The sequence below is a fragment of the Kribbella sp. NPDC050470 genome, from assembly GCF_044458365.1.
Taxonomy (GTDB): Bacteria; Actinomycetota; Actinomycetes; order Propionibacteriales; family Kribbellaceae; genus Kribbella.
In genome coordinates this window covers 83,964-102,381 of the sequence record NZ_JBITHV010000006.1, presented here as the reverse complement: position 1 = coordinate 102,381, position 18,418 = coordinate 83,964, and the positions used below count along the sequence as shown (strand labels likewise).

Annotated in this window: 18 protein-coding genes; 9 read left to right on the top strand and 9 right to left on the bottom strand. The window is 68.8% G+C overall.

The features are described 5' to 3' along the window. Positions 1 to 2 precede the first annotated feature (2 nt). From ACIBGM_RS18605 to ACIBGM_RS18590, 4 genes are all read left to right on the top strand, one after another. Positions 3 to 224, top strand: a complete 222-nt coding sequence (locus ACIBGM_RS18605) for a hypothetical protein (RefSeq protein WP_396386274.1) — start codon at positions 3 to 5, stop codon at positions 222 to 224. Next, positions 221 to 931 carry an SDR family oxidoreductase gene (locus ACIBGM_RS18600; protein WP_360530037.1) on the top strand — a complete coding sequence of 237 codons (711 nt, stop codon included), beginning with the start codon at positions 221 to 223 and terminating at the stop codon, positions 929 to 931. Before ACIBGM_RS18605 ends, ACIBGM_RS18600 begins: the two co-directional genes overlap by 4 nt. A gap of 77 nt (positions 932 to 1,008) precedes the next feature. Further along, on the top strand, positions 1,009 to 2,235 hold the full coding sequence (locus tag ACIBGM_RS18595; protein WP_396386273.1) for a helix-turn-helix domain-containing protein: 1,227 nt from the start codon (positions 1,009 to 1,011) through the stop codon (positions 2,233 to 2,235). Positions 2,236 to 2,668: 433 nt separating this feature from the next. Continuing rightward, the gene (locus ACIBGM_RS18590; RefSeq protein ID WP_396386272.1) at positions 2,669 to 2,941 is read left to right on the top strand and encodes a hypothetical protein; all 273 of its coding nucleotides are present in this window, start codon (positions 2,669 to 2,671) and stop codon (positions 2,939 to 2,941) included. A gap of 155 nt (positions 2,942 to 3,096) precedes the next feature. On the opposite strand, the gene ACIBGM_RS18585 is transcribed toward ACIBGM_RS18590, so the two are convergent. The 6 genes from ACIBGM_RS18585 to ACIBGM_RS18560 all read right to left on the bottom strand — a co-directional run bounded on the left by ACIBGM_RS18585 (position 3,097) and on the right by ACIBGM_RS18560 (position 9,390). After that, the gene (locus tag ACIBGM_RS18585) at positions 3,097 to 4,032 is read right to left on the bottom strand and encodes a hypothetical protein (protein WP_396386271.1); all 936 of its coding nucleotides are present in this window, start codon (positions 4,030 to 4,032) and stop codon (positions 3,097 to 3,099) included. 648 nt (positions 4,033 to 4,680) lie between these two features. Then, complete coding sequence (locus ACIBGM_RS18580; protein WP_360530025.1) at positions 4,681 to 5,658, bottom strand: ribose-phosphate pyrophosphokinase; 978 nt, start codon at positions 5,656 to 5,658, stop codon at positions 4,681 to 4,683. Between the two features lie 81 nt (positions 5,659 to 5,739). After that, the gene (locus ACIBGM_RS18575; protein WP_396386270.1) at positions 5,740 to 6,765 is read right to left on the bottom strand and encodes a threonine aldolase family protein; all 1,026 of its coding nucleotides are present in this window, start codon (positions 6,763 to 6,765) and stop codon (positions 5,740 to 5,742) included. A gap of 13 nt (positions 6,766 to 6,778) precedes the next feature. Next, positions 6,779 to 8,152, bottom strand: coding sequence for a class II 3-deoxy-7-phosphoheptulonate synthase (locus ACIBGM_RS18570; RefSeq protein WP_360530019.1), 1,374 nt, complete (start codon positions 8,150 to 8,152; stop codon positions 6,779 to 6,781). Between the two features lie 43 nt (positions 8,153 to 8,195). Beyond that, complete coding sequence (locus ACIBGM_RS18565) at positions 8,196 to 8,588, bottom strand: DUF2237 domain-containing protein (protein ID WP_360530016.1); 393 nt, start codon at positions 8,586 to 8,588, stop codon at positions 8,196 to 8,198. 37 nt (positions 8,589 to 8,625) lie between these two features. Then, positions 8,626 to 9,390 carry a lysophospholipid acyltransferase family protein gene (locus ACIBGM_RS18560; RefSeq protein ID WP_360530013.1) on the bottom strand — a complete coding sequence of 255 codons (765 nt, stop codon included), beginning with the start codon at positions 9,388 to 9,390 and terminating at the stop codon, positions 8,626 to 8,628. 301 nt (positions 9,391 to 9,691) lie between these two features. Here ACIBGM_RS18560 and ACIBGM_RS18555 point away from each other — a divergent pair, with 301 nt between their 5' ends. The 4 genes from ACIBGM_RS18555 (at position 9,692) to ACIBGM_RS18540 (ending at position 13,000) form a co-directional block, all read left to right on the top strand. Continuing rightward, complete coding sequence (locus ACIBGM_RS18555) at positions 9,692 to 10,474, top strand: alpha/beta fold hydrolase (RefSeq protein WP_360530010.1); 783 nt, start codon at positions 9,692 to 9,694, stop codon at positions 10,472 to 10,474. Next, entirely contained in the window at positions 10,467 to 11,252 is a 786-nt protein-coding gene (locus ACIBGM_RS18550) for a hypothetical protein (protein WP_360530007.1), read from the top strand. The genes ACIBGM_RS18555 and ACIBGM_RS18550 overlap by 8 nt, the downstream gene beginning before the upstream one ends. 99 nt (positions 11,253 to 11,351) lie before the next feature. Further along, the gene (locus ACIBGM_RS18545; RefSeq protein ID WP_360530004.1) at positions 11,352 to 12,581 is read left to right on the top strand and encodes a TIGR00300 family protein; all 1,230 of its coding nucleotides are present in this window, start codon (positions 11,352 to 11,354) and stop codon (positions 12,579 to 12,581) included. Then, the gene (locus ACIBGM_RS18540; protein ID WP_396386269.1) at positions 12,578 to 13,000 is read left to right on the top strand and encodes a YybH family protein; all 423 of its coding nucleotides are present in this window, start codon (positions 12,578 to 12,580) and stop codon (positions 12,998 to 13,000) included. Before ACIBGM_RS18545 ends, ACIBGM_RS18540 begins: the two co-directional genes overlap by 4 nt. Before the next feature lie 82 nt (positions 13,001 to 13,082). On the opposite strand, the gene ACIBGM_RS18535 is transcribed toward ACIBGM_RS18540, so the two are convergent. Next, on the bottom strand, positions 13,083 to 13,637 hold the full coding sequence (locus ACIBGM_RS18535; protein WP_360529998.1) for a hypothetical protein: 555 nt from the start codon (positions 13,635 to 13,637) through the stop codon (positions 13,083 to 13,085). Between the two features lie 109 nt (positions 13,638 to 13,746). Between ACIBGM_RS18535 and ACIBGM_RS18530 the strand changes: the two genes are divergently transcribed. Continuing rightward, entirely contained in the window at positions 13,747 to 14,496 is a 750-nt protein-coding gene (locus ACIBGM_RS18530) for an enoyl-CoA hydratase-related protein (protein WP_396386268.1), read from the top strand. Between the two features lie 3 nt (positions 14,497 to 14,499). Here ACIBGM_RS18530 and ACIBGM_RS18525 read toward each other — a convergent pair whose 3' ends face one another. Together ACIBGM_RS18525 and ACIBGM_RS18520 are read right to left on the bottom strand one after the other, a co-directional pair. Beyond that, positions 14,500 to 16,848, bottom strand: a complete 2,349-nt coding sequence (locus tag ACIBGM_RS18525) for a glycosyl hydrolase family 95 catalytic domain-containing protein (protein ID WP_396386267.1) — start codon at positions 16,846 to 16,848, stop codon at positions 14,500 to 14,502. 61 nt (positions 16,849 to 16,909) lie between these two features. Beyond that, positions 16,910 to 18,319, bottom strand: a complete 1,410-nt coding sequence (locus tag ACIBGM_RS18520; RefSeq protein WP_360529989.1) for an FAD-dependent monooxygenase — start codon at positions 18,317 to 18,319, stop codon at positions 16,910 to 16,912. Between the last annotated feature and the right edge of the window lie 99 nt (positions 18,320 to 18,418).

Sequence of the window (18,418 nt, the reverse complement as noted above, 5' to 3'; positions counted from 1 at the left end):
GGATGCGGTTCACTCAGGCTTTCGAGATCACCCAGTGGGAGCAAGCGGCGTACGACGAAGCGGGCGAGCTCCAGCTCGGTCGCGCGAGGGTCGGCAAGACCTTCGGCGGCGGCGAACTCGACGGCACCAGCTCGGCCGATGGCGACCTGACCGGCGTCACCGGCACCGTCGTCTACGAACACGACGAACAGGGCGCTCGCATCACGGTTGACTACGACCTATGACCGACCGTGGCAAGGTCGCGCTGGTGACCGGCGGCAACAAGGGCATCGGCTTCGAGGTGGCCCGGCAGTTGGCCCAGCTGAACCACCGAGTGGTGATCGGATCGCGTGACGAGGAGCGCGGCCGGACAGCCGCCGAGAAACTCCGCTCCGAGGGCGCGGACGCGTCGTACGTCGTCCTGGACGTCAGCGACCCCGACAGCGTCACGGCCGCGATCCAGCAGCTCGCGCGTCTCGACGTACTGATCAACAACGCCGCCACCGCCCCACCCGAAGGCCCGCCGAGCGAGGTTCCGCTCGACGTCCTCAAACGAACCTACGACACCAACGTCTTCGGCCTGGTAGCCGTCACACAGGCCGCCCTCCCGCTACTACGCAAGTCCGAAGCCGGCCGAATCGTCAACCTCTCCTCCGGCGCCGGCTCCCTCACCATCGTCAGCCGCCCCGACTGGCGCCCGGAGTGGAACGGCCTCGCCTACAACACCTCGAAAACCGCCGTCAACGCCATAACTGTCGCCTTCGCCACCGAACTCAGAAAAACCCCGATCAAAGTCAACGCAGTAAACCCCGGCTACACCAAAACCGACATGTCCCCCACGGCCACCCGCCCCGCCACCCAAGCCGCCACCGTCGTCGTCCACTACGCCACCCTCCCCCCTGACGGCCCCTCCGGCACCTTCCAAGACGAATCCGGCCCAATCCCCTGGTAGCGCTCAGCGGCCCGCGACGGAGTTGAGTCACGTGAATAGGCGATGTATCCCTCTTATTCACATGAGAGGAGGCTGGCATGTTCTGGGACGAGGAAGCGGCCCGCCAGGGCGTTGCAGGGCAGACCGTCGACGCGGAGGCGCAGTTTGACGCCGGCGGGTTCGGTGCGCGCCTTCGCGATGCACGCCTGGCCGCGAACCTGTCGCAAATCGACATGTCCAAGCTCCTTGGCGTGTCACAGGCCACCTACTCGCGGATGGAGAACGGACGGATCGAACCGAGCAGGGTGACCTCAACCCTCCTTGAACGTGCCTCACAGGCTGTGAGTCGGTCGATGGCATGGCTCTTGCTGGGATCTCCGGTCCGAGCCCGAGTCCGGTTGGCGGCGCGACGAACCGACGAGCAGGACGGCCGCATTCGGGCCGAGCGGGCGCTGGGGCTAATGGAGCTCGATGCAGAGCTCGACGATGTCGCCGAGTTCACGGATCTAGGGCCGCGGGTCGTTGACGACCCCGTCTGGCAACGGTTTGTGCAGCCTATGACGCACGCGTCGCGCCGGCAGGGCAAGGAACGAGCCGAACATCTTCGAGAGGCCCTTGGTCTGGGGGTCGAACCCCTGGACGACGTCCCTGCGGTCTTGGAACACAACCTTGGGGTCGACGCTGCGGTTCTGGATTTCCCCGACGGCCTCTCGGCTGTGGCCGCCTTCGACGACGAGCGAGCGCTGGCTTTCCTTGCCGTTTGTGCATCGGAACCGTGGGTCCGTCAGCGCTTCAGCTTCGCACACGAGCTCGCACACGTCTTGTTCGCTGATGGTCACGCTTACGACCACGACCACCGGCACTCACCGACCGAGATGCGCGCGGAGAAGTTCGCGCAGAACTTCCTGATCCCTGAAGCCGGCGTTCGCGCGTGGATGACCGAACAGCAGTACGAGCCGAACGATCGCGTGACTCGCAATGACGGCTGCCGCCTGGCCGACCTGTACGGCGTCTCACCGACAACGGCGTGGATTGCGTTGGCAGACATCGGCGCCGCCCCGAAGGAGCAGGCGCCGACCAGCGCCAGCGCGGCCGTTGTCGCCGGGACGCTGGCGCGCCACCAGACACGAGAGCGGAGTTGTCACGCCGAACGGGTGCCAACGCGCGTCGAGTCTCGCATCCTTGAGGCATTCCGCTACGGATTCTTGTCGGCTGATGCCACAGCGAACGCTCTGGGCCAGGATCCGGACATACTGAGCGAAGCACGCGCGATCGTCGACGGGCCCCGGACCGGGGAAGCGTCCGACGTCCCAAGCCCCGCGTGAGCAAAGAAGGCGCCGAGCCCGCCGCCGTCCCCGCCATTGCGCGTCAGCCGCTGAACATCCTCGACGCGGTGTGCGTTCTGTACTTCGCAGCATCCGGACAACTGAGCCTGCTCGTCGACATCCTCACGACGGCCAACTACAGGATCCTGCTACCCACCGAGGTACTGAGTGAGGTCCGCGACAAGGCCAAGGGCAACGGCTGGAACATCAGCGCTCTCGACTACTACCTCCGCGGCGCCTCCGACGCCTGCACCGTCGAGATTCCCGAGATCAGCGCCGCGGAGCCTGAGGCCGCGACACTGCTCGCTCAGGTCCGGTCCCGCCACCCGAACATCATGGCAGGACGCACCAAGAGCAACAGCAGCGAAGACCTAGGCGAATGCGTCGTCGTTACCACGGCGTTCTCGCTCGCCGACGCGGAATGGATGTGGTCGTGTCCATCGACGACCTCAAGGGGCAGCGCCTCGCCGCCCGCCACCAGCTCACGACGTTCACAATCGAGGACGCGTTCTCACTCGCGATGCAACATGATGTCCTCGACACTCTCAACGCCCGCAAGGCCTACGACAAGCTGCTCCCCTACGGCGATTCCTTACCTAGCTGGGACGCAGAACTCAAACCGCGCCTCAAGCGCGAACGCGCAGCTCGCAAACGCACGGAAGCCGAGGCGAAGGCACTTCACAAGGGCGACGAGAAGCAGCCCTGACGCCCGCTTCGCTGTCCTCGTCCGGAGCGCTGAACGGTCATCGGCCATCCACGTCGCAACGAGCGTCCACTCGCCGATCCTGAGAGAGAAGTAGGGCGAAAGCCACGCAGAGCGGGACCCACCCAACGTCTCCGGCAGGTCGCTGGCGTGCCGACTCAACCTGCAGACTGCGATGCAGGACGCGTTCGCCGGAGCATCGCGGTGAGGATCGGGTCGTCGATGGACGGCTGTTGTGTACTGATCCGCTCGTAACCCCAGGATTCGTAGAGTGCCTTGACCTTCCTGTCACCGTTCAGCGCGTTGACCAGCAACGAGACCTGGGCCTCGGGACGATCGCGGAGAAGCTCGTCATGAATCAGCCGGGCGATCCCCTGACCCCGCCACGGCTTGCGCAGCATGATCTCCTTCACCGCCACGGTCGGCGTTTCGGTGCAGCCGTCAGGAAGCGGCGTGGTCATCCGGCGCCACCAGCGGTCGTCGGGCGTGAGCGAGTTCGCGTACGCAAACCCCACCGGATCTTCCGCGTCGTAGCCGATGACAACCTCCCAGCCGGGATCGGACGCGTGCCGGGCGAGCTGTTCTCCGAATCGCTCGACCGAGTAGTGCGGGAGATGAAGTTGATCCGCACGTACGTCGGCATACACCTCGATCAGCGTGTTCCACACGTCGTCGATCACGGTGGAGTGGCGCAGGGCAATACCGTCAGGGGTCACAGAAGCTTCCTCAGTGAGTCGTGTGCGTAATGGGCCCAGGCGGTTGCCGGGTGGCTGGATGACGCAGCGATCTGCAGTGCGCTGCCGGATGGCGCCGCGCAGCATCACACTGCGGACTTCGCCTCTCTCATACGAGGCTCGATCGGGTTCTCGTCTGCGACGACCAACTGCCACCGGATTCGCTCGAGACGGACATTGAACCAGGATCTCTGCCGCGACGTGCAGGTTCAGAACGGCCTGCTCGAGCGCGCTCGGCTCCGGAATCCGTAGCGAGCGGGTGGCAAGATCGAGGAACTCGAGCCCGTTTCGCAATGAGTACGAAGTCAAATCGGTGGTGCCGGAACTAGTGAGCCGACGGTAGCCGCTCGCCGCCTCCAAACCTACCCACTTCTGGGGCGCCCTCGCTAAGGGGCGCAGGCCAACTGGTATTCAGCGCACTGACGTGAACGCCTTCCCGGTTCCCTTGCCAATAGGACGTTGCCACGCTCACGCTCATCACAATCGGGTTGACCGCGGGCGCCAAGTGTCGCCTTCGGGCGGCAATCCACAGACGTCGGCGGTAGCCGACCGCCCCCGGCGGTAGCCGAAGGATGTGCCGGCGATGAGCTGGCGGGTCATCCGACGCGCTGGTGTGGATCGTGACTTGGCTGGACTGCGGCCGGAGCCGAGGTGGCGAGCCATCAGCACCATCGATCACGCTCGGCTGGGAATCAGCGGTTGGGGGAATCAGGCCCGCTTCGCCATCGTCGAACTCAAGGCGCGTGGTTAAGAGACGCATTCCGTGCGGTCACGACCGTCGCAGTCCGCTTGACCACGAGCGCCGGCCGAGTAGTCGCGGCGGGCGATAGCCCGCAGGTCCCGGCGATAGCCGGAAGAGCCCGGCGGTAGCCGGGGAGGATGCACCGGCGGTACGCCGGGGGGTGGGTGGGAGCGGGCGTAGTGGGCGCCGGGAGGAGCGGAGCGACGAAAGGCGCCCGCGTGGCACGCGTGGGTCGGACCATGCGCAGTACGCGTGGGGTGGAGCAGTTAGAACGGGAGTTTGGGTTGGGGTGGGGCGTGGGTGGGGTCTACGCCGTCGAAGAGGCTGCTGACGGATTCGCCTTCGTGGATTCGTTTGATGGCTTCGGCGAAGAGGGTGGAGACGGAGCTGACCTGGAGTTCGGGGAAGCCGGGTGGGCGGGGGACGGTGTCGGTGCTGATGACCTCGGTGACCGAGGGGTGGGAGCGGAGGCGCTCGACTGCGGGGCCGGCGAAGAGGCCGTGGGTGCAGGCGACGGCGGCCTGGGTGCAGCCGAGGTCTTTGAGGCGGTCGAGGAGCTCCATGATCGAGCCGCCGGTGGCGATCTCGTCGTCGAGGATGATGGCTCGCTTGCCGGACACGTCGCCGACGATGGCGTCGATGACGACGCGGTCATCGGCCATCCGCTGCTTGCTGCCCGCGGCGACCGGCAGGCCGAGCAGGCGGGCGAACTGGGTCGCGGTCTTCGCGTTGCCGAGATCCGGGCTGACGACGACGGTGTCGCTGAGGTCGCGGCCGCGGAAATGGTCGGCGAGTACGCCGATCGCGGTCAGGTGGTCGACCGGGACCGAGAAGAATCCGTGCACCTGCGGCGCGTGCAGCGCCATCGTCAGGACACGGTCGACGCCGGCCGCGACCAGGAGGTCGGCGACCAGGCGGCCGCCGATCGAGATGCGGGAGGCGTCCTTCTTGTCGGAGCGCGCGTACGCGTAGTGCGGCATCACCGCGGTGATCTGCTGCGCCGAGGCGCCGCGCGCGGCGTCGATCATCAGGAGCAGCTCCATCAGGTGCTCCTGGGTCGGTGGCACCAGCGGCTGGACGATGTACACGTCCCGCTGCCGGCAGTTGACCTGCAGCTGGACCTGTAAGCAGTCGTTGCTGAACCGATGGATCTCGACCGGTGAGAGCGCTACGCCGAGATCGGCACAGATCCGCTCCGCCAAACCAGTGTGGGCACTTCCGCTGAACACGACGATCTCTCGCACGGCTCTCCCCGAATGCTGCCGACCCGACAACCGCAGCCTATCTCGCCGAGCAGCAAGCTCGTGCCAGCGCCTGTGGACAACTCAGGTGTCGAGCACGCGAGCCAGCGTCTCCGCTGCGGTGCGGCAGTCCTCGGTAGAGGCGTCGAGGTGCGTGACGACCCGCAGCTGGGTCGGCCCGACGCCGCCCACGAGTACGCCGGCCGCGCGAGCGCCCTCGACGACCTCAGGCACCGACTTGCCGGTGGCGGCGAGGTCGGCGACCACGATGTTGGTCTCGACCTGGTCGGGCTTGACCGACCCGGGCGCAGCATCGGCCAGTACGTCGGCAATCAGCCGAGCGTTGGCGTGGTCCTCGGCCAGCCGCTCCACGTTGTGCTCGATCGCGTACAACCCGGCCGCAGCCAGCACGCCGGCCTGTCGCCAGCCCGCACCGAGACGCTTCCGCCACACCCGCGCCTCACGGATCAGCTCGACAGAGCCCACCAGGACGGAGCCGACCGGCGCGCCGAGCCCCTTGGACAGGCAGACGCTGGCAGCGGCAGCCCGGGACGCGTACGACGCCATCGACACACCCGACGCGACCGAGGCGTTCCACAGCCGTGCACCGTCGAGGTGGAGCGGCAGGCCACGGGCATCGAGCTCGTCGGCCAGCGCGTCGTACGCGTGCTGGATGGCGCCGCCGCCGAAGTTGTGGGTGTTCTCGACCGAGACGGCTGCGGTCGGCACGAAGTAGGCGCCCAGGTCAGCAGCGATCAGCGCGCGGATCTGCTCCAGGTCGATCTGGCCGGCCGGCGCGCTCCAGGTTCGCGTGGTGACGCCGCTGACGGCCGCGTGCGCGCCGAGCTCGGCCCGGGCGATGTGGGCGCTCGCCTCGCACAGGACTTCCGCGCCCGGCGGCACGAGCGCACGGACGCCGAGGATGTTGGCGAGTGAACCGGTCACCGTGAACAGACCCGCCTCGTGACCGAGCAGGTCCGCGACGGTCTCCTCGAGCCGGTTGATCGTCGGGTCCTCGCCGTACACGTCGTCGCCGAGCGGTGCCGAAGTCATCGCGGCGAGCATCCCCGCCGACGGGCGGGTGACGGTGTCCGACCGGAGATCGATCATGCAGGCACCCAGATCATGCTTGGGCGCCGCGGAGCCGCTCCGCGACCAGGAAGGCGAGCTCGAGCGACTGGTGCCGGTTCAGCCGCGGGTCGCAGGCGGTCTCGTAGCGGTTGACCAGGTCCTCCGCGACCAGCTCCTCACCGCCGCCTAGGCACTCGGTCACGTCGTCACCGGTCAGCTCGATGTGCATCCCGCCCGGCCAGGTCCCGACCTGCTCGTGGGCGTCGAAGAAGCCCTGGACCTCGTGCATGACGTCCTCGAAGTTGCGGGTCTTGTACCCGTTCGGCGTCTCGAACGTGTTGCCGTGCATCGGGTCGCAGACCCACGCGATCGGCGACCCGTGGTCGCGGACCGCCTCCAGCAGCGGCGGCAGCGCCTCGCGGATCTTGCCGGCGCCCATCCGGGTGATGAAGGTCAGCCGGCCCTCGACACCCTTTGGGTTCAGCTTGTCGATCAGGGTCCGGATGTAGTCCGGCGTGGTGGTCGGGCCGATCTTCACGCCCAGCGGGTTCGACAGCGAGGCCAGGAACTCGACATGCGCGCCGTCCAGCTGGCGGGTCCGCTCCCCCACCCACAGCAGGTGGCCGGAGACGTCGTACGGCAGCTCGGTGCGGGAGTCGATCCGGGTCAGCGCGTGCTCGTACTCCAGGATCAGCGCCTCGTGCGAGGCGTAGAAGTCGACGGTGTGGAACTCCTCCGAGTTCGCCCCGCAGGCCCGCATGAAGGCGAGCGCGCGCTCGATCTCGGAGGCGAGTCGCTCGTACTTCTGCCCAACCGGGGACGACTTCACGAAGTCGGTGTTCCAGGCGTGCACCTGGTGCAGGTCGGCGTACCCACCGGTGGTGAACGCGCGGGTCAGGTTCAGCGTCGCCGCGGCCGCGTTGTAGACCCCGCGCAGCCGCCGCGGGTCCGGGATCCGCGCCTCGGGGCTGAACTCGAGCCCGTTGACCGCGTCGCCCCGGTACGACGGCAGCGTGACGCCGTTCCGGGTCTCCTCGCCGGAGCTGCGCGGCTTGGCGTACTGGCCGGCGATCCGGCCCACCTTCACCACCGGCACGCTCGCGGCGTACTGCAGTACGACGGCCATCTGCAGCAGCACCCGCAGCTTGGCCCGGATGTTCTCCGCGGTCACGCCGTCGAAGGTCTCCGCGCAGTCGCCGCCCTGCAGGATGAATGCCTCGCCGCGGGCGACCGCACCGATCTTCGTGGTCAGGTCGTCGCACTCACCGGCGAACACCAGCGGCGGCAACGTCCGCAGCTCGCCCATCACCTGGTCCAGCACCGCCGAGTCCGGCCACTCCGGCTGCTGCAGCGGCTTCAGCGCCCGCAGCTCGTCCAGGCTCGGCACACCGGGCACTTCCCCCGCAGTCAACGTCGCGAATTGCATGGCCCCAACTCTAGGCCAGCGCCCACGACCACCCGTGACCGTCTCAGGTCAGCGCGCTGAGATCCGGAGGTACGTCGACAGCGTGCTCCCGCAGCACCGCCAGCGGGATGGTGTCCAGCGACCGAGAATGGGTCGACGCCAGTACGACGGGAGCCGCAGCGCCCTCGTGGTACGCCTGCAACCAGCGGACCGCGACCACGCACCAGCGGTCACCCGGCTTCAGGCCGGGAAAGTGGAACTCGGGGCGCGGGGTCACCAGGTCGTTCCCGACCGAGACCTGATGGGCGAGGAACTCCGCCGTCATCACCGCGCAGACCGTGTGGCTGCCGAGGTCCTCCGGGCCGCTCGTGCAGCAGCCATCACGGTAGAACCCGGTGACCGGGTCGGTACCGCACTCCTCCAGCGGCTCGCCGAGGACGTTCAGGTCGCTCTCCATGCCGACCATCCTCACCCGCCGGGCGGGCAACCGGGCGTCAGCTCGCCTTGGTGTCGCCGAGCCGGACGTGCTCGTCGACCGACTCGCCGGCCTTGATCAGCTCCTTGGCCTTGTCGGCGTACATGTCGACGTACTCCTGGCCGGACAGGTCCATCAGCGCGTACATGATCTCGTCGGTGACCGAGCGCAGTACGAACCGGTCCCGCTCCATGCCCTCGTAGCGGGAGAAGTCCAGCGGCTTGCCGAACGCGACGCCCGGGCGGACCAGCCGCGGCAGCCGGCGGCCCTTCTCCCGGTAGAACCAGTTCGGCCAGACCTTGCCGGGCGGCTGCAGCTTCTCGGTGTTGATCATCGCCACCGGAATCACCGGCACGCCGGCCACGATCGCCATCCGGGCCACGCCGGTCTTGCCCTTGTAGAGCCGGCCGTCGGGCGAGCGGGTGCCTTCGGGGTAGATCCCGAACAGGTCACCCTTCTGCAGGATCTCCAGGCCGGTGTTCAGCGCGGCCAGCGAGGCGCGGCCGCCGGAGCGGTCGATCGGGATCTGGCCGACCGACCGGAAGAAGGTCGCGACCAGCTTGCCTTTGAGGCCGGGGGCGGTGAAGTACTCCGACTTCGCCGGGAAGACGATCTGGCGAGGCACCGCGACGGGCAGGAAGATCGAGTCGCAGAAGGCCAGGTGGTTGCTCACCAGCAGGGCCGGTCCGGTGGCCGGGATGTGCTCGAGCCCGGTGACCTTGGGGTGGAAGAACAGCTTCACCAGTGGCGCAACCAAGAACCGTCTGAGGAACAGGTACAGCATTCGCCTCGACCTCCGTCACTCGCCCGACACGCCAACCACCGGCCATCTTCGGCCCGTACCTCGTCCGGCACCAGTGTCCTCCGGTGGCGACGGTCACGACAGCTCCGGCGTCCACCGTCGGTGCAGGACATTACGTTCCAGCTTCCTCCTCAGGCAATGTCACCGCCAGGAATGTCCGTGTTGCTCACCGTGTTGTCACCTGGATGCAGACTGGATGCAGCCCAGATGCGACCATTGGCCTGCGGTGGGCGTGCTACCTGCCAGACCGCCTGTGAGGACCATGACCGGCGAGGAGTCGACCGTGCCAGTGCAACCCCATGCCGAGGAGTTCCGCAGCCCGGGAGCCGGGCCGAACGCCGCCGTCGGGGTGCTGCTCAGCCATGGCTTCACCGGCTCGCCGCGGTCGATGCGCCCGTTCGGGGAGCACCTGGCGGCCGAGGGGTACGGCGTCGCCGTGCCGCGGCTGCCCGGGCACGGGACGAGCTGGCAGGAGATGAACAAGACCGGCTGGCCCGACTGGTACGCCGTACTGGACAACGAGCTGGAGCGGTTGCGCAAGGAGCACGACCAGGTGTTCCTGGCCGGGCAGTCGATGGGTGGCTGCCTGGTGCTGCGGCTGGCCGAGCAGCACGGGACCGACGTTTCCGGTCTGGTCCTGATCAACCCGTCGGTGCAGACCGACGACAAGCGGCTGGTGCTGCTGCCGGTGCTGTCGCGGCTGGTGCCGTCGTTCCCGGGGGTCGCGAACGACATCAAGAAGCCGGGCGTCGACGAGGGCGCGTACGACCGGATGCCGCTGCGGGCGCTGCGCTCGCTGTCGCAGTTGTGGCAGCTGACCCGGGACGATCTGGCGAAGGTCACACAGCCGGTGCTGATGTTCCGCAGTACTGTCGATCACGTGGTGGAACCGAGCTCGGGGCGCACCGTGCTGGCCTCGATCTCGTCCCGCGACGTGACCGAGACCCTGCTCGAGGACAGCTATCACGTGGCAACTCTGGACAACGACGCACCGCGGATCTTCGCGGACTCCGCAGCCTTCATTCGGCGCCTGAGCGCAGTCGGAGAGCAGGTCGCCGATGCGTGACAACGGCCTCACCGCCACCGACTACACCTCGCTGGGCAGCATCGACCCCCTGGTCGCCGACCCGGTCCTGACCGCCCTCGCCGAAGCCGGCATCGCCGCGTACTGCGGGACTCCCGGCGAGTCCCGTACGGCGGAAGCAGCCGAGACCGACGGCCGTACGGCGGACCCGGTGGAGGTCGGCGCCGAGGCAGAGGTGAACGAGAAGCCCGAGGCGCCCGCGAAGGCCGAGGAACCGGTTCGGGTGCCGGCCGGCTTCGAGGAGATCTTCGTGGATTCGGGGGCAGTGGAACGGGCTCGGCCGGTGATTGCCCGCAGTACCGAGGATGCGGAGTGGAAGTCGCTGGTCGAGCAGTTCAACGCGCCGTCGGCGCCGGGGCACGACGGTGGCGAGACGCCGGTGCCGCGGTGGCCGGCCAGTGAGGACGTCGACGAAAAGTACGAGCCACTGATCGATGTGCCGGCCGGGCTGGACGCGGCCGAGGAGAAGGACGACGAGGAGGAGGCGCGGCCGGTCCGGAAGGCGGACGACCCGCACGACCACTACGTCCCGCCGGAGCCGCCGCGCGGCCCGCGACTGGACTGGATCAGCCGGCTCGCCTGGCTCGGCCTGCTCGGCGGCCCGCTGCTGCTGATCGCCGCGGCGGTGCTCGACTTCGGCACCGGCCGGATCACCACGATCGCGGTGGTCGGCTTCATCGCCGGCTTCCTCACCCTGGTGATCCGGATGAAGGACCGGCTCCCCCCGGACGACACCGGCGACGACGGCGCTGTGGTCTAGACCCTGGACCGCACTCCGGGCCGGGTGAAGCATTTGTCACACCGGCACGCTAGAGTGCGGATCGTCGGACAATCCGACGAACACCGAGGGAGGTAACCCGTGCAGGTCACCGAGACCGTCGAGATCACCGGCCACCTGATGGACTCCGGGCTGCTGTCCCGCGTCCTGGACGACATCCGCGGGTACGGCGGCGAGTACACGCTGGACCGGTTCGACCTCGGCTACGACAAGGACGACCCTTCCACGGTCCGGATGACGGTCGGCGCGGAGGACGAGGAGTCCCTGCAGCGACTGCTGATGCGGATCCAGACCAAGGGCGCGAACCTGGTCGACCCCGGCACGCCGGAGATCACCGAGGTGTCCCAGGACGGGGTGTTCCCGGACGGCTTCTACTCGACCACCAACCTGCCGACCAGCGTCCGGCTCGGCGGCCACTGGGTCGCGGTGCAGAACCCGGAGATGGACTGCGGCCTGCTCGTCGAGGGCGAGACCGTGCGGACCATCCCGATGTCCGACGTGAAGGCCGGGATGAAGATCATCACCAGCGCCCAGGGCGTCAAGGTGATCCCGCCGATCGCGGTGAACACCGAGGAGGGGTTCGGCTTCATGGAGTCGGACGTCTCCAGCGAGAAGCCGCAGCGGGTGCTGGTCAAGCAGGTCGCGGACGGGATGCGCGAGGCCAAGGCGAACGGCCAGAAGGTGCTCTGGGTCGGCGGCCCGGGCATCGTCCACACCGGCGCCGCGCCGGCCATGGTGGCGCTGGTCGAGGCCGGTTTCGTCGACATCCTGTTCGCCGGGAACGCGCTGGCCACCCACGACATCGAGTCGTCGCTCTACGGTACGTCGCTCGGCGTCGACCTGGCCCGTGGTCGCGGGGTGGAGCACGGCCACGAGCACCACATCCGGGCGATCAACACGATCCGCAAGGCCGGCTCGATCGCGGCCGCGGTGGAGCAGGGAGTGCTCACCTCCGGCGTGATGCACGCGCTGGTGAAGATGGGCAAGACGTTCGTGCTGGTCGGGTCGGTGCGTGACGACGGGCCGCTGCCGGACGTCTACACCGACGTACTGGAAGGCCAGCGGGCGATGCGGGCCGAGCTGCCCGGCGTCGGCTACTGCCTGATGGCCGCGACCATGCTGCACTCGGTTGCCACTGGCAACATCCTGCCGGCGTCCATCCCGCTGACCTGCGTCGACATCAACCCGGCCACCGTGACCAAGCTGGCCGACCGCGGCTCGTCCCAGGCCCGCGGCATCGTCACCGACGTCGGGCTGTTCGTCGAGCATCTCGCTCGTGAACTGTCGCCCGCGTACGCTGACGGGAAATGAGCCAGAGCTTCGAATCGTTTTTGCAGGAGTACGAGAAGGCGAACACCGCGTTCGTCAACGGCGACGTCTCGTTGTGGCTGCCGCTGGTGTCGCGCAGCGAGCAGACCTCGATCTTCGGCGGTTTCGGCGGCCTCGAGGTCGGCTGGTCCCAGGTCGGGCCGCGGTACGAGTGGGCGGCGGCGCAGTTCCGGCCGAGTGCCGCGCGGGTCGAGTTCGAGTACCTGGAGAAGCACGTCAGCACGGACACCGCGTACTACGTCGCGATCGAGCGGTGCACGGTCGAGTACGTGCACCGGCCCGAGCCGATCCCGCACGTCCTCCGGGCGACCATGGTCTTCCGCCGCGAGGACGGCGACTGGAAGATCGCGCACCGGCACGCGGACCCGCTCGGCCCGGCCTCGCCGCCAGCGGCCTCCTGACCCAGTCTCGCCGGCCGCGCACCTCACCCAGCCGCCCTCGACGACGCACCTCACGGACCGCCGGCCCAGGGGGCGGTGGGTTTCAGTAGCCGCGACCAGTGCCCTGCGTGCGGGCGGCCGACCGCGGTCCCCAGGTCTTCGCGGTGTCTTCGGCCCGCACAACCTGCTCCCCACGATCGTCCACACCCGGACCTCGCGGGTCGCGCGCCATCTCCCCACCGAGATGCCGCCCGTGCCGAACGGTGTGCGCCAGCTGCTCACTGAACTCGAGGACGGAATCGATCTCGTCGTCGACGCTGAAACGCCCCAGAGTCTGGTGTCCCTGGGCCGCGTGATCGTGCCGGACGACCACCGCGGACGCGTAGGTCTCCCCCGGCTTGATGTAGGCGGAGTCCTTGTCCGGTGTCACCAACAGGTTCTTGTACGGCGTGGACGAACTGCGGCCGACGACGTACAAGTAGCCGTCGTCGTACTTCTTCTCCTCGTGGAAACCGCCACCGCGTCGGGAGCCGAACTCGTCCGCTCGCCCGTTCTCGCTCTCGCAGGTGGCTCGCACGGCGTCGATGAGCTCCTGGCCGGTGACCGGCCGGTCGAACTTGACGGTTTTCATGGCAACCGACTCACTCAGGTCGATCACGTCACTCCTTCGTCAGTGTTGTCGAGCGGTCGATCGTAGTAGCCCATGGAGGCCACCGAAGGCGGTTCGGGTCACAGCGGTCGGCAGGTGGACAGGGCAGGATGGCCTCATGACGGAACTGGTGCATCTTGAGGTGGCCGACGGCGTGGCGACGATCACCCTGGACTCGCCGCACAACAAGAACGCGCTCTCGCAGCAGCTCACCGGCGAGCTGCTCGGGCGGCTGGAGACGGCGGGCGGCGATGACGCGGTCCGGGTGATCGTGATCCGGTCGGCGCTGAACGTGTTCTGCTCGGGCGCCGACCTGTCCGAGGCGACCACGGTCGGGATGGGCGTCGGCGCGCAACGGATGGTCGACGTCCAGCGGGCGATCGTGGCCAACCCCAAGCCCGTCGTCGCCCGCGTCGCCGGACCGGTCCGGGCCGGCGGGATCGGGATCGTCGCGGCGGCCGACATCAGTGTCGCGGCGTCCGACTCGACGTTCGCGCTCACCGAGGTCCGGCTGGGTCTCGCCGCGGCGACGATCTCGCTGACCGTCATTCCACGGCTCACGGACCGCGCCGCGTCGTACACCTTCCTCACCGGCAACGGGTTCGACGGGCTGGAAGCGGCGCGGCTCGGGCTGGTGACTCTGACTGTTCCCGAGGCCGAGCTCGACTCCGCGGTCGGCACTGTCCTGGAGTCCCTGCTGAAGGGCGTGCCGCAGGGGCTGCGGGAGACCAAGATGCTGCTCAACCGCGAGCTGCTCGCCGACATCGATGCCCGTGGCAAGGACCTCGCCGAGCTCTCGGCCGGGCTGTTCGGCTCCCCGGCCGCTCAGGAGGCGATGCTCGCCTTCCTCAACCGCCGGAAGAGCTGAGGCTCAACCGCCGGAAGAGCTGAGATCCAGACTGTGTACGGCGCCTGCCGTCAACGTGACCGGGATGCGTTGGTCGCCGTACCGGATGATGCGTTGCTGGTCGCGGCTCGTGGTGAGCACGGCCTCCACGCCGGCCGGTGACCAGGCCAGGTCGACCGTCACTCCCCCACGTGCCCGCAGCCCGGTCACGCGCCCGGTCGCCCACTCGGCCGGTACGGCGGGCAGCAGCTCGAGCTCCCCGGTGTGGCTCTGCAGGAGCATCTCGGCGATCCCGGCCGTGGCGCCGAAGTTCCCGTCGATCTGGAACGGCGGGTGGGCGCAAAACAGGTTCGGGTAGACGCCGGCTCCGGCGCCGACGTAGTCCGTGCCTGTCTCGTGGGCGGGCGTGAGGAACGCCCGGACCAGCCGGTGCGCGCCGGCGGCGTCGCGGAGCCGGGCTCGCAGGTTGATCTTCCAGGCCAGCGACCAACCGGTGGCCTGGTCGCCGCGCAGGTCGAGGGTCCGGGCTGCCGCGGCCGCGAGGGCCGGCGTGGCGTCGGGGGTGATCGAGTCGCCGGGATGCAGGCCGATCAGGTGCGACATGTGCCGGTGGTGCGGGTCCTCCTCGGGCAGGTCGGCGGCCCACTCCTGCAGTTGCCCTTGGCCACCGATCGGCGGGTCCGGGATCCGCTTGCGGGCTGCGGCGAACTGCTCGACCAGCGGGTCGGACAGCTCGAGCGCTTCGGCCGTGAGCTCGCAGCGGTGGAACAGGTCGAAGATGAGTGCGAGGTCCATCGTCGACGAGACGGTGACCGACGCGGGCCCGCTGTCGGCGAGGTAGGTGTTCTCCGGTGAGGTCGACGGCGACGTGCCCAGGCTGCCGTCGGGCAGCTCGACCAGCCAGTCCAGGCAGAACTCCGCCGCGCCACGCAGGATCGGCCAGGCCCGCTCCAGGAACTCCAGGTCGCCGCCGAACGCGTAGTGGTCCCACAGATGCCGGACCAGCCACGCGCCGGCCATGGGCCAGTTGGACCAGCTCGGCTTGCCCGCGACCGGGATCGTCCAGCACCAGGCGTCCACGTTGTGGTGAGCGACCCACCCGCCACACCCGTACCGCTCCTTCGCCGTACGGCGTCCTGCCTCGGCGAGGTGGCCGAGGAAGTCGAGCAGTGGCTCGTGGCACTCGGGCAGGCTGGTGGTCTCGGCCGGCCAGTAGTTCATCTCGGTGTTGATGTTGACCGTGTAGTTCGAGCTCCACGGTGGCTGCAGGATGTCGTTCCAGATGCCCTGCAGGTTGCTCGGCAGGCCGCCCGGTCGCGAGGCGGCGATCATCAGGTAGCGGCCGTAGTTGAACACCAGCGCTGCCAGCGCCGGATCGTCACCGTGCCTGGACAGCCGCACGTCGGTGGGCAGATCCGCTACGTCCGCAAGACCGGTCAGCTCGAGGGACGCGCGGCGGAACAGCTCCTGGTGATCCCGGGTGTGCTCGGCGACCAGTTCGGCGTACTCACGGCCGAGGGCCGCGGTGACTTTCTCGTCGGCCTGGGCGAGGCATTCCTCGGCCGTGCGGCTGGGTGGGGTCGACGGACCGTCGTACCCGGTGGCCGTGGAGAGGACCAGGGTGAGCTCGGTGGCGTGGCTGATGGTGAGGGCGGTGTCGGTCGCCGTCACCTCGCCGTCGGTCCGGGTGCGGAGGGCGATGGCCGCTGCCATGCCGCGGTCGGCGCCGTCGGAGTAGCGGACCGGATCGACCGCGTCGCGGCTCGGCGGGGCGACGTTCGCCGGCGCCTGCAGGAGTAGGCCGAGCCCGTTGGGGATTGCATGCGGTCGTGACTGCAGCTGCGAGGTCAGCCGCGCGGTCAGCGTCACCGGTTGCGAGGCAGTCATCCGCAGTACGAGCACTCCGGCCGGCGCGCTCACGAAGACGTCTTGCCGGACCTCAACCCCGCCGACCTCGTATGACGCCGTCGCCGTCGCAGTGTCGAGATCAAGAATCCGCCCGTACTGCGTCGCGTCGTCCGACGTCGGCGTGGCGTCGCCGACCTGAAGATCGAGCACCAGGTCGCCTAACGGCATGTACGCCTGCGAATGGCCGGCCTGGAACCCGCGGACCAACTCGTGCGCCCGCTCGATCTCCCCGGCCGCAAGCGCAGCCCGCGCCTCGTCGACCGCCTCGGCCCCGGTGGCGCCGAGCGGCGTGGACAGCAACCGCGCCGTCTCCGGGCTCCCCGACCAGCAGGTCTCGTCGTTGAGGGCGATCCGGTCCGCCCCGACCGCACCGAAGCACATCGCCCCGATCCGCCCGTTCCCGAGCGGCAACGCCTCCACCCACTCCCCCGCCGGCCGGTCGTAGTACAGCCGCTGCGCCGTCACACTGCCTCCCGGAACAGATCCTATGAATCCCCGGGATCCTAACGGCGTTGGCGGGGGCTAGCTAGACCTTTACGTCTGAAACATCCGATGTTTCCTCCGCGATGGTGAACGCGTTCGAGACGGGGACGGACCGGCGGGGGCGGCGGAGGACGCGCGGCATGAGGCGGGGCGAGAAGAGCGCCTGGGGGTCGTCGTACATGTTCAGGACGCGGAGGAAGGCGGCGCTGACCACCCGGTCGTCGGAGACGGCGGTGAGGACGCGGTCGAGGTACCTGTTGACGAGCTTGTCCATTCGGGTCTGGCGGGCGCCGACGGTTGTCGGGTAGCGCAGGTCCGAGCCGGTGGCCAGCATCCAGGGACCCTTGACGCGGCCGGCGATCGATCGCTGGGCGCCCGTCAGGGCACGCGGCAGGTCGGCACTGGATCGGCAGTCGGCGAGAACGTCCGCGAGCACATCCACCTCCTTCGCGGCGACCGTCAGCCCTTGGCCGTACGCCGGGTTGAAGGCACACAGACTGTCTCCGACCACGACCAGGCGGCCGGGCATCGCGAGCTTCTCGTAGTGCCGCCAGCGGTTGTTGGTCCGGCGGTAGCCCCAGATCGGCGAGACCGGCGCGGCGACGTCGAGCACGTCCGACAAAAGCGGACTCTGCAGCGTCCCCGCGAACTCCCGGAACCCGTCGTCGTCGGTCGGCGGGTAGTCCCGGCCGCCGCCGATCAGCGTCAGCACCCAGCGGTTGCCCTCGATCGGGAACATGATGCCGCCACGCGGCTGGACGGGCGGCGCGTTCTGGATGTAGACGGCCTTCCAGCGGGCGCTGAACCCGTCCGGGATCTCCAGCAGCCGCGTCGCGTAACCGAGGAACGAGTCGACCATGCTCTCCTCCGGAGCCGCGAACCCGAGTTCCCCGAGCCAGTCCGGCAGCTTCGACCCGCGCCCACTCGCGTCGACGACCAGGTCGGCAGGCAGGTCGGCCGTCGTACCCGGGTGCCGGCCGCGCAGCGTCAGCCCCGCGACCTCGCCGGACGCGCCAAGCCTGAGCGCGGTCACCTCATGGTCGGTGTAGAAGCTGAGGTTGCCGACCTTCTCGACGTGACTCCGCACGATCCACTCGAGCAGCGAACGAGTCGCCGAGACCAGGCGCTGCGTCGCCGGGAACTGCTGGGTCCACCGGCTGGCCGGCGTCAGCCACGCCAGTTCCGTCGGCAGGTCGATCGGTACGGCGCCCGCCGCCAGCAGGTCCCGCTCGACACCAGGCAGCAATCGCTCGACGACCTCCATCCCGCCGGCCCAGAACGCGTGCAGGTGACGCGCCTGCGGCACCCCCTTGCGGACGTCCGGCCCGTCCGGCAACTGGTCCCGTTCGATCACGGTGACCTGCTCGAAGCGGTCGCTCAGAACGCGTGCGGTCAGGATGCCGGCCATGCTTCCGCCGATCACCACGGCGTGGCCCAGTCGGTCGTCGTACATTGCTGATTCCCCCTCGGAATGCTGATTCCCCCCGGAATGGAGGCGGGCCGGCCACCCCCTGGCCGCGAACCCGTTCGGATCACGCTGGCAGCCGGGGCG